Below are 10,403 nucleotides of genomic sequence, written 5' to 3'. Positions count from 1 at the left end.
CCGAGCGCAATCGGCTGCGCCGCCGCGTACTACCCCGAGACAAATGTCCTGGTTCCGCTGGACAGCGTGGCCGACTTCAGTAACCAGCCCACGTCGAAGGGGATCGTGGTCCGACTGGAGCGCACAAGCAGTGTCGGCGTCGGGTGAAAACTGGATCTGGATCACTTTCCGTGCCCGGACCACGGAGGGTCACCGAAGACGCGATCATGAACGGCCTCACGCGGCCAGCAGAACCCGTTTGCGCAGGAGATCGAAGTTGGCGCGGCCGAACATCTGGCGCTTCAGCATCTTGATCTTGTTGTGGCCTTCGACGGCACCGGAGCTGTAGGGCAGGCTGAGTCCGGCGACGACGGCATCGAGGTCCTGGCCCAGGCCGGAGACGAACGTGTGCAGGGCGGGCAGGTCATCAGCCTGGACAGCGGCGATCCACTGGTCGAGCAGGCGGCCCTGGCGGTTGTTCATCAGCTCGGCAAAGGCGCGAACGTGGTGCGTGGTCCGATCGAGTTCAGGGCAACGAGCGAGGACCTCCTTGAGCCGCTGGGCCTGGTCGGCGTTGAGTTTGTCGGGGCGGCGGGTGATCCAGCCGGTCACATCCCGCACGGACGGCTCCTTGCGGGGCGGGTCATCGTGCGGGAACGCATCCCGCAGTTGCCGAACGTAGCGTTTGACGATGCTCTCGCCACCGCGGTAGCCGCGTTCGCGGAGTTCTTCGAACAGGCGGCGGCGGTGGTGCAGCCCTCCTGCCACCGGTGGTGGAGGTAGGGCTTGTAGGGGTCGAGGATGCTGGTGCGGCCGGTCCACCTGCCGACCAGCAGGTCATCGGCGCTCGCGACACGCGCGAGACGGCGCACGGTGTTGCGGGCCAGGCCCAGTTGGCGGGCGATGGGCCGCAGTCCGAGCCCCTGGTCGAGCAGGGCGTGGACGGCCGCGTGCTGTTCGCGGATCCGGTCCGAGTGCCGGCCTGACCGGCGCGGCTGCCCGGCTGACGGGCCGGCCTGGAGCCGGGTGGTGTCCAGGGGCTCCAGGACAGGGGCCGGTGTCTGGAAGTGTGGCTCGCGCAGCAGCGCGCGGTGGCGGACGACGGTCTTCTCGACAGCCTCGGCGAGGTTCTTCCAGATGTGCCAGCGGTCCGCGACGTGGACGGCGTCGGGCGCCCCGATCCGCCCGGCCTCGGCGTAGGCGAAGGAGCGGTCGCGGCAGATCATTTCAACACCGGGATGGCCGGTGAGCCACTCGGCCACCGTGGAAACGGACCTGTCAGGCAGAAGATCGACGGGGCGGCGGGTCTCGATGTCCACCAGGACCGTGGCGTAGACATGCCCCTTGCGCAGCGCGAACTCATCGACCCCGAGCACTCTGGGCGTGGCCGTGACCGGCTCGGGCAGCGCACGTATCAGCCGCAACAGCGTCGACCGGCTCGCCGCCACTGCCAGCACGTCCGCCAAGCGGGCACCGGCCCGGCCCGCCAGCATCAACGCCACCTTCTCCAGCACCGCCTGCAACGCGACGCTTCGCCGACCGTAGCGGAAGGTCAGCCCGGTGACCTGCTCGACGAACGTCGTCCGCGCGCACTCGGGCTCTCGGCAATGGAACCGGCGGACCCGTAACTCGATGACCACGCGGCGGCCACCGGCCGCGCTTTCAGCGAGCCTTCGCACGTACCGGCTGTGCACACGGCTCGACACCACTCCGCACCCCGGACATCCGGCCCACTCCGCTACGGCGCGAGCTCGTACGACCACGAACTCGCCGTCCAGCAGTACGTCTTCGATCAGCACACCTTCGACCTGGTGGCACCACAGGTCGGCCAGGAACACATCGCCCACGGCCGTTCATGATCGCGTCTTCGGTGACCCTCCGTGGTCCGGGCACGGAAAGTGATCCAGAACCTGAAAACTGACCGCTGAACGGCGGATCAACGGTGACCCACCTCGCGATCGTCTGATCATCCTGATCTTCACTGAGGATCAGGAGGAGAGGGTGATTTCCGTGGAGGACTGGGCTGAGATCCGTCGGCTGCACCGGGCCGAGCACCTGCCGATCCGGGCGATCGCCCGTCACTTGGGCACTCGAAGAACACGGTGAAACGGGCCCTGGCCACCGACCGGCCGCCGGTCTACCAGCGCCCGCTGAAGGGGTCGGCGGTCGACGCGGTCGAGCCCGCCATCCGCTGGTTCCCGCCGGTGGACATCCCGCTCGGCTACGGCCAGTCGGGGCGCCCGCCGGTGCTGGTCATCGTTCGCGGGTACTCGCGGGTGATCACCGCCCGGATGCTGCCCTCGCGGCAAACCGGCGACCTGATCGACGGCCACTGGCGCCTGGGCCGACGGCTGGGAAGCGGTCCCCAAGGCACTCGTGTGGGACAACGAGGCCGGGGTCGGCAAGGGCAGGCTGACCAGCGAGTTTGCCACGTTCGCCGGCTTGCTCGCCATCCGGGCAAGCGGCCGGTCAGCAGGCCGTGGTCGCGCCAGTGCTTGACCGTTTTCAGGCCGATGCCCAGCCGGCGGGCGATCTCGTTCAGGCTGAGCATGCCCTGGTCGGCGAGACGCTGGGGGTGGCTGCGCAGGCGGTAGGCCCGCCGGATGCGCTTGACGATGCCGGGAGCGAGGCGACCACCACATCGACTACAGCGACGCGATACCGATCCCGGCCACCATCCTGCCCGCCTGGCCTGGCTCAGCACGGCCCGCGCGGTGCGAACTGGTAGCGCTACGGGCATCCCGCCCCCCGAGGGAGACACCGTTTCCCCAGTCTCGTTGTGCTGACCGGGGCGGGTCAGTGTGGGGTGTGGTAGATGGTGTGGCCGCCGGCGGTGGCCAGTATTCCGCCGCGGCGTAGCGCGGTTTGGGTTTGGTGGCTGACGCCGGTCCCCGCTGTACGGATGAGCATCACCGCATCGCCGCTGCGTAGGTAGTTGAGCAGGTCGCGTTGCCACGTTGGGTTGGCGACGCGAGAGAGGGGCTTTCCGCCGGGAAGGGTTCCCGCATCCGCGCCGTAGGTGCGGCCGGTGACGTCGATCCAATTGGGGCAGCCGTCGCCGAGGTCTTTGCTCAGCGTGTCCAGCAGGATCAACCCCATAGGCGAATCGGACATCACGCACCGAGTGTGGCGCACGGCGCTGGCCAGCCGGGTGCTGGGGAATGTGCTAACCGGCTGATGGGGTCCGCTCAGATACGCGTAGGTACCCGCCGCTGCGGCGAGGACGGACACCCAGCTGATCACGCGCGTTCGCAGGATCGCGCCGGGCCGGGCCGTCGTTGGCAACACTGTCCGGCTGACGGCCGCGGCAAGGACCAGCGCCGCCGCCGGCGCGAGGTAGTCGGAGTAGAAGGAAAACCATGACGGAGCGGTCATGAGCAGGGCGCCCTGCACGGCCCCGAGGACAACCACGACTCTGGCGGCTCTCATCCGCCACGCGAGCGCCATGATGCAGAAGACCACGACGATGAGCAGGACCGAGATCGCCACGGCGGCAGGATGACCCAGACGAGACACGACCCCCTGCACGCCGGTCAGCTGACTCAGACGGGTTACTGACGAAATGCTGCTTCGGTTACGGCCGAGTTGTTCGGTGACGACCATGTGCCACATCTGGCTCGGTGCGGCCATGAAGAACGGCCCGTCGATGGCGAGGAGCGCGACGGCTGCGCCGGCCGCGACCTTGGGTAGATCACGTCGCCGGTCGGCCGGGACGTGCCAGGCCAACACGATGAGCAGCGGGACGGCCCACCAGATCTTGACGCTCGCCGCCGCTCCGAACGCCAGTCCACATACCAGCGGTAGATAGCGACTCGCGGATCGGCGGGCGCCGAAGTAGGTAAGCAATCCACACAAGAGAGCGAAATTGCCGAGCGGCTCGAGACGGCTCAAGTATTCCGAGTGCACCGATCCCAACCAGACCGCGTAGAACCCTCCGCCGACAATCGCGGCTCGCCGGTCGAGTTTCATTGCCCGGGCAACGCGCATGACAAGTACGGCGTTCGCCGCACCCAGCGCGGTGAATGCGAGATTCCCGGCGACGAAACCGGTGTGATCGGTGCTCATCCGTCCGAGCACGGCGAACGGCGTCAGCACGAGCATCAGCCCGGGCGGGTGCAACAAGACGAAGTCGCGATACGGCAGGCGGCCGAACGTCAACGCATCGGCGGCCGAGTAATACACGCTGGCGTCATAGCCGAAGTTCCCACGCAGACCGTTGCTCGTCAACACAACGGAAATCCGCACGATGAACGCGAGCACGAACACGGCCACCTCGGCCTGCAGGCATCGAGAAAGCCGCGTGCGCCCACTCACCGGCCGCCGCCAATCAGACGTCGTCCCGCGCAGAGCCTCTGCCGCGCCCGATCCGCCGGCCGCAGTGCGAGAAAGAGCCGGTAGGCGGCGCCCTCCACCAGCTGGAACTTGCTCCCGCGGTGTTCCATCGAACGCCTCGCGAACCCGCTTGCGAGTTTGGTTCAGGCGAGCCTGTGTCTTCTCAACAGAGATCCGTATTGCTTGCGTCACGTACTGTGGGATGCATTTCCGGTAGCAAGGGTTCCAGTGCAGCCCGACGGGTAGCGGCGCGTCCTGAAGTTCCGTGAGACGGGACATCCGGTCTCGCCCTGGTTGGTCCCTTGCCTCGCGATCCAGCTATCCTCGAACATTGGCGCTGTCCAACCATCGGTGACTCCTCCCCCCGGATTTATCCGGGGGGAGGAGTCACCGAGGCGGCAGGGCCCCGGAGTGTTTGATCTTTGACCCGGTTTGACCGGGGGTCGGGGGCGGTGTGCGCGTTGGCGCCCCGGACATGGACCGAGCACTGCGCCGATGGATCATGGAGTTCTCTACGCTTCAAGATCCACGAGGTGCCGTGACTTCCTGCGCCCCCTGATCGGGTCGGCGGCCACCGGTGCGCTCACCCCGGACGTCCGTGGCGTCGTCGGTGTGGTCGGCCGGGGTGATGGCGGCAAGGGTGGTCTTTGCGGCGGTCATGACCTGGTTTCCGGCGGTCTTGATGGTTTCGGCGACGTCCTTGGGGGTCTTGCCTGCTCACCGGGCGATGTATGGGACGGAGTGGGCGGCGGAGTCCGAACTGTTGTTCGGCGGTTTTTCTTCAGTGGGTTGGCGTTTGGGTTGCAGTGGATGTTGTGTGTGCTGGCCGGGTGGTTTGTGGGGTCGTGGTCGTGTAGCCGTGTCACGTTGGCGCGCCCGTTGTTTGAGACAGCCACGTGGGCCAGAGCGGTCTGTCGTCGCTGATGCGGCTCGGTGACCCTGACGGCGGCCGTGTCAAGACTCGTGGGCGCTGTCAGAAGAGTTTCGGGGCGATGTTAGGTTCCGCGTGCCGCGGGTGTCTGTATGGGTGGAACCGAGATGACTCGAACGTGGAGGGATCGATGAGCATTCACCAGCAGGCGACCATTTCCGCCGACCCGCGGCGTGTCTACCAGGTGCTCGCCGACGCGGAGGCGCTGTCGGCGCTGTCGGGGATGGGCGGCAAGGTGGCGTGGACTGCGGGGGAGGAGTTCGCCGCCTTCGACGGGAACGTGACCGGGCGGCAGATCGAGTTGGTTCCCGGCGCCCGGATCGTGCAGGCGTGGCGGTTCCCTGGCTGGGAGCCGGGACGGTACTCCCTGGTTACCTTCACTCTCGTGGCCGTGGACGGCGGCACCCTCCTGGCCGTCGACCAGCACGGTGAGCCTGATGACTGGCACGACCACATCGCTGCGAACTGGCCGACCTTCTACCTCACCCCGCTGACGGAGTACTTCGCCGCCGCCTGACACCGTGGGACCGCTGGGGCGGCGGAGCCGCCGCCCAGGAAGGGAGATGAGGAGTCATGGCCGAGACCGACCTGCTGCAGGCGGCCTGCTGCGGTGATGAGGTGGCCTTCGCCGGCCTGGTCGCCCCGTACCGGCGGGAGTTGCACGTGCACTGCTACCGGATGCTCGGTTCGTTCGACGACGCCGAGGACGCGGTGCAGGAGACGTTGCTGGCGGCCTGGCGCGGCCTGGCCTCCTTTCAGGGCCGCGCCTCGGTGCGCACCTGGCTGTACAAGGTCGCCTCCAACACCTGCCTGAACCTGATCCGTAACGCCTCCCGGAAGCCACAGATGGCCGACCAGCTGCCCGCCTTGGCACCGGCACCGACCGGATCGACCGAGGTCACCTGGCTCCAGCCATATCCCGACCTGCTGTTGGATGAACTGCCAGACCCCGAGGCCGCCCCGCAAGCCCGAATCGAACGGGTGGAGGCGGTGTCGCTGGCGTTCGTCACCGCGCTGCAACTGCTGTCGCCGCGCGCCCGGGCCGTACTCGTACTACGCGACGTGCTGGGGTTCAGTGCCGCCGAAGTGGCCGAGACCCTCGACTCTACGCCGCAGGCGGTCGCGATGACGCTGAGCCGGGCGCGCGCAGCGCTGCGCGAGCATGGTCCGGCGCGCGCTACCACGGGCAGCACTGCCGGCACTGCTGGCGAGGCGCGGCTGGTGCGGCTGCTCACCCAGGCGCTGACCGCCCACGACGTCGACGCCGTGGTACGCCTGCTCGCCGAGGACGTGCGGATCGCGATGCCGCCGCTGCCCGCCGTCTGGCAGGGCCGCGACCGGGCGGCGGCGTTCCTGGCGGAGGTGGCGTTCCGGCTGGTGCCGCGCGCCCGCTTCGTCCAGACCCGCGCCAATGGGCAGCCCGCCCTCGCCGTCTACATGCACGACGCCGCGGACGGGCTGTGGCGCGCGGGCGGGCTGCTCGTCCTGACCCTGAACAGTGAACGGATCACCGGCCTGACCCGCTTCGAGACCAGCACGATGCGCCCCTTCGGGCTACCCAGCATCCTCCCCGACGACCCATCAGACGACTGAGCACACAACCGGCCGCGACCGGTCGCCAGAACAGGAGCCCGACCATGACCAGCGACGACAGCTACACCAAAACCCTCGCCCTCGCCGCGACCTGCGAGGAGGTCTTTGCGGCGCTGACTGACCCGGATCAGGTCACCGCCTGGTGGAGCGCCAAGTCCACGACCGGCTCCGGGGAGACCGGGGGCGAGCTGCAGATCACCTTCGGCACCGAGGAGCGGCCGACGGTGATGCGGGTGCTGGCCGCCCACCGCCCCGTCGTAGTGGTCTGGGAGGTCACGTCCAGCCCGCTGATCCCCGACTGGGAGGGCACCCGACCGACGTTCACGATGGCGACGACCGAGGACGGCTGCCGTCTGGACTTCACCCACCACGGCCTGGTCCCCACTTTGGAGTGCTTCGAGCTGTGCAACGTCGACTGGGGCCGGTTCCTGGTGCGCTTGGGCGCCCACGCGGAGCAGCACGGCTGAGCCGGCACCCGGTGCAGGGCGGCACCGACCAGTTAACGGAAACGAACGCCGTCCTGCGCCAGGGGTGCCGCCTGGCCTCAGGAGGGGTTGCGCCAAGAGCCGCACGATCAAACCCGGTGAACGTATGCAGTCATCGCACGCTGCTTCTCGGCGGCGGCGACGGCGAGGTTGCGGGCGACGCCGGTCAAGTCCCGTGCGGCGGTGGCGGCCTCGTGCGCGGCCTCCCAGGGCGGCGTCAGTCTCCACGATGTCCAGGTGCCGTGCGGCGGTGGCGTCGGGACCGAGGATCAGCAGGTGTCGGCGCACGTCGTTGACGCGCTCCCCGGTGGGGTTGAGCAGAGCGAAGATGACGGCCTTGCTCGCGGCGTATGCGGTGAAGTTGGGTATGGCTGGGTTCCTCGCTGTGGCCCGCGAGAAGGCCGAGGAGGTGCGCTGGGCAGTGGACATTTCCGGCCGGGCTTCGGCCTTGTTGCTGGCCCTGCTGGCCCTGCTGGTCGCGCACGGTCAGCAGGTGGTCTACGTGCCCGGACGCACGGTCAACCGCGTGTCCGCTGCCTACCGGGGTGAGGGCAAGACCGACGCCAAGGACGCGCGGGTCATCGCCGACCAGGCCCGTATGCGCCGGGACTTCACGCCGCTGGACACGCCGCCGGAGTTGGTCTCCACCCTCCAGGTGCTGACGAACTACCGGGCTGACCTGATCGCCGACCGGGTCCGGCTGATCAACCGGCTCCGCGACCTGCTGGTGGACATCTGCCCCGCCCTGGAGCGGGCCTTCGACTACTCCGCGGCCAAGGGACCGGTCGTCCTGCTGACCGAGTACCAGACCCCGGCCGCCCTGCGCCGGATCGGTGTCAAGCGGCTGACGGCCTGGCTGCAACGACGCAAGGTCCGCAATGCCGACGACGTCGCGGCCAGGGCGGTGGAGGCCGCCCAGTCCCAGATGACCGCGCTGCCCGGAGAGAAGCGAGCCGCCAAACTCATCTGCGACCTTGCCCACCAGCTTCTGTCCCTGGACGAACGGATCAAGGACAACGACCGGGAGATCCGCGAGACCTTCCACACCGACCCACGCGCTGAGATCATCGAATCGATGCCCGGCATGGGCCCCATCCTGGGCGCCGAGTTCGTTGCCATTGTCGGCGACCTGCCCGTGCCGGGTTTCAGCTCGGTTGTGGCGTCTGCCAGGAGCGGAGGCGGTCGGCGGTGTCGAAGACAGTGTTGCGCAGGGCGCGGATGTCGTTGATGAGGTCGCGCCATTGTTCGTAGGGGGCGTCCATGGTGCGGCCGGATGCTTCGATGTAGGCGACGGCGACGCCGTATCCGTAGAGCTCGTTGCGGGCAGGCAGTGGCCGCTGCAGCACGATCGTGTCGAGCAGCGCGGCGGCCCGCCAGTAGGCGTCGGGGTTGTCCACCTCGAGGCTGGGGGTGTTCACCCGGTGCCGGGCGACTGCGGCGACCAGCGCCGAGTAGTCCTGGACCGCGAGGTTCTTGCCGAGCAGATCTTCCTGGCGATCCAGCAGCCAGCGGTGGTCGATCAGCAGGTCCAAGACTCAGGCCGTCTGGTGGGAGGTGCGGGACGGCGCCGGTGCGCCGCCGAAGTCGCGGTCGAAGGCGTCCGCGAAGCCCGGGCGATTGACTGCCGTGCGGAAGGCGTTGGCGGCTCGCCTGAGGTGGACCTGGTTCTCCTCGGCGATGGAAAGCTCCGCGAGGTAGGCGCGCACGCTCAGCCCCCGCTCCTCGGCCAGCGCCGCGAACCGGTCGCGGGTCTCGGTGTCGATCTTGACGGTGGTGTCAGCCATACCCCAAGTATGCACCAGAGAATACCTCGGCGAATACCCCTGGGGTGTGCACTGGGCGATCGGCCCCGTGATTGGCGGTACGGGCCGCAGGCGCCCTATCACGGAGCGGATCGTAGCCGATGGTCGCTGTCGACGGTGACGACGGTCCCGGCGGCGGCGGCCTTGCTCTCACCCGCGACGGCGGCGGCGAGCGTCTCGGTGAGTTCGCCGTAGTCCAGCACGCTGCGCCCGGTCGCGCCCGCGTCCGCGGGGACGGTGACCGACACCCCGACTTCGTAGTCGTACGCGCTCAGCGTCACGCCGCGGCCCTGGGCGTGGATCACGATGCCGCCCATGGTGGGGACGGGGGGCCGGGGCGGGGCGGCGAGGGCGGCGAGGTTCAGGGCGTCGGTGAGTTCGCGGTGGCTGGCGCTGAAGTGCGCGGGGGCTTCGGCGGCGGGGGTGTCGGCGGACTGCTCGGCGGTGGCCTGGGACATGGTGGTGCCTTCCTGGTGGGTTGGAGGCCGGCGGGGGCTGCCCTGGTGCCGGCGGTGTGGTGCGGGGTCTCCCCGCCGGGCCTTGCCGGGCCCGGCGGGGACGCTGATCGGCTGTCTCCTCGGCCCGCTGGTGGAACGTCATGACGGTGCGCAGGTTGTGGGCGGCCGCGTGCTCCAGGAGTGCGGTCTGGAGCAGCGCCCGACGCCGGCCGCGCAGCGTCTCTTCCGACAGCCCAAGGATCGGTCCGCTCCGCCGGCTGCCCGAACCGATCACCGAACCAAGACAGATCAAGCACGTGATGATCCGCCGCCGAGTTCGACTCGGCGGAACTCTCCACGAGTACCAACCTGCCGCCTGAACAGGGCGGATGATTAATCCGCACCCGCAGTGTTGGCTGAGACGGACTGGTGCTCTCGACCGCTGGCGGTCGCGTAGTCGGCTTGCACCCCGGCCCTGCCCGCGAGATTGCCGCCTCGCGGCAGTCGCAAAGGACGGCGCAGCCGAAGTGGCGCTGCTCGCGACGTCAGGCCACGGGGTAGCCCAGGGTGAGGGCGGCCTTGCGGAACGCCGGCAGGTGGTTGTGGGGGACGGCGAGGTGGCGGTCGCCGAGTGGGGTGCACAGGGGCCGCTGACCCCGCCCTCGTGCCCAGACGGCGGTCGCTGGCGATGAGGGCTGCCAATACGTCGTCGGCGCATTCGAGGAGATGGACCTGTCCTGTGTCACGGAGCCTGCCGATACGGCGGGCAGCGTCGTCGAGCAGGATGGTGACGGTCTGGGGCAGGGGGTGCGCGGCGGCCTGGTCCAGATAGCGGCGCAACTCC

At 68.8% G+C, this 10,403-nt stretch carries 8 protein-coding genes and 2 pseudogenes; 4 read left to right on the top strand and 6 right to left on the bottom strand.

Annotated elements, in window-relative coordinates; genetic code table 11:
* Window positions 1-216: 216 nt before the first annotated feature.
* The 3 genes and pseudogenes from EFK10_RS11965 to EFK10_RS47290 form a co-directional block, all read right to left on the bottom strand.
* Window positions 217-1,826: pseudogene (locus EFK10_RS11965) on the bottom strand (ISL3 family transposase).
* A gap of 949 nt (window positions 1,827-2,775) precedes the next feature.
* Entirely contained in the window at window positions 2,776-4,245 is a 1,470-nt protein-coding gene (locus EFK10_RS11955) for a hypothetical protein (RefSeq protein WP_206305415.1), read from the bottom strand.
* A 585-nt stretch (window positions 4,246-4,830) separates the two neighbouring features.
* Window positions 4,831-4,971: a hypothetical protein gene (locus EFK10_RS47290; RefSeq protein WP_164835943.1), complete on the bottom strand. Its 141-nt coding sequence runs from the start codon at window positions 4,969-4,971 to the stop codon at window positions 4,831-4,833.
* A 401-nt stretch (window positions 4,972-5,372) separates the two neighbouring features.
* Here EFK10_RS47290 and EFK10_RS11950 point away from each other — a divergent pair, with 401 nt between their 5' ends.
* From EFK10_RS11950 to EFK10_RS11935, 4 genes and pseudogenes are all read left to right on the top strand, one after another.
* A complete protein-coding gene (locus tag EFK10_RS11950; protein WP_127355702.1) occupies window positions 5,373-5,759 on the top strand; it encodes an SRPBCC domain-containing protein in 387 nt (128 codons plus the stop codon).
* 56 nt (window positions 5,760-5,815) lie between these two features.
* Complete coding sequence (locus EFK10_RS11945) at window positions 5,816-6,835, top strand: RNA polymerase subunit sigma-70 (RefSeq protein WP_127355701.1); 1,020 nt, start codon at window positions 5,816-5,818, stop codon at window positions 6,833-6,835.
* Between the two features lie 44 nt (window positions 6,836-6,879).
* On the top strand, window positions 6,880-7,302 hold the full coding sequence (locus EFK10_RS11940; RefSeq protein WP_127355700.1) for an SRPBCC family protein: 423 nt from the start codon (window positions 6,880-6,882) through the stop codon (window positions 7,300-7,302).
* A gap of 397 nt (window positions 7,303-7,699) precedes the next feature.
* Window positions 7,700-8,452: pseudogene (locus EFK10_RS11935) on the top strand (IS110 family transposase); the annotation flags it as partial.
* A gap of 13 nt (window positions 8,453-8,465) precedes the next feature.
* Here the strand turns inward: EFK10_RS11935 and EFK10_RS11930 are convergent.
* The 3 genes from EFK10_RS11930 to EFK10_RS11920 form a co-directional block, all read right to left on the bottom strand.
* The gene (locus EFK10_RS11930) at window positions 8,466-8,852 is read right to left on the bottom strand and encodes a toxin Doc (protein WP_127355699.1); all 387 of its coding nucleotides are present in this window, start codon (window positions 8,850-8,852) and stop codon (window positions 8,466-8,468) included.
* 3 nt (window positions 8,853-8,855) lie between these two features.
* The gene (locus EFK10_RS11925) at window positions 8,856-9,104 is read right to left on the bottom strand and encodes an antitoxin MazE7 (RefSeq protein ID WP_127355698.1); all 249 of its coding nucleotides are present in this window, start codon (window positions 9,102-9,104) and stop codon (window positions 8,856-8,858) included.
* 98 nt (window positions 9,105-9,202) lie between these two features.
* On the bottom strand, window positions 9,203-9,580 hold the full coding sequence (locus EFK10_RS11920; RefSeq protein WP_127355697.1) for a hypothetical protein: 378 nt from the start codon (window positions 9,578-9,580) through the stop codon (window positions 9,203-9,205).
* Window positions 9,581-10,403 lie beyond the last annotated feature (823 nt).

Origin of the sequence: Streptomyces soli (genome assembly GCF_003999195.1) — a bacterium.
Classification (GTDB): Bacteria; Actinomycetota; Actinomycetes; order Streptomycetales; family Streptomycetaceae; genus Actinacidiphila; species Actinacidiphila soli.
Note: the sequence above shows the minus strand (reverse complement) of the source record. Positions and strands in the feature narration are given on the sequence as shown.

Bases quoted from the DNA above. Each gene is read 5' to 3' on its own strand.
- EFK10_RS47290 (WP_164835943.1), bottom strand. From the start codon at position 4,971: ATGACCGCCGCAAAGACCACCCTTGCCGCCATCACCCCGGCCGACCAC.
- EFK10_RS11950 (WP_127355702.1), top strand. From the start codon at position 5,373: ATGAGCATTCACCAGCAGGCGACCATTTCCGCCGACCCGCGGCGTGTC.
- EFK10_RS11945 (WP_127355701.1), top strand. From the start codon at position 5,816: ATGGCCGAGACCGACCTGCTGCAGGCGGCCTGCTGCGGTGATGAGGTG.
- EFK10_RS11940 (WP_127355700.1), top strand. From the start codon at position 6,880: ATGACCAGCGACGACAGCTACACCAAAACCCTCGCCCTCGCCGCGACC.
- EFK10_RS11925 (WP_127355698.1), bottom strand. From the start codon at position 9,104: ATGGCTGACACCACCGTCAAGATCGACACCGAGACCCGCGACCGGTTC.
- EFK10_RS11920 (WP_127355697.1), bottom strand. From the start codon at position 9,580: ATGTCCCAGGCCACCGCCGAGCAGTCCGCCGACACCCCCGCCGCCGAA.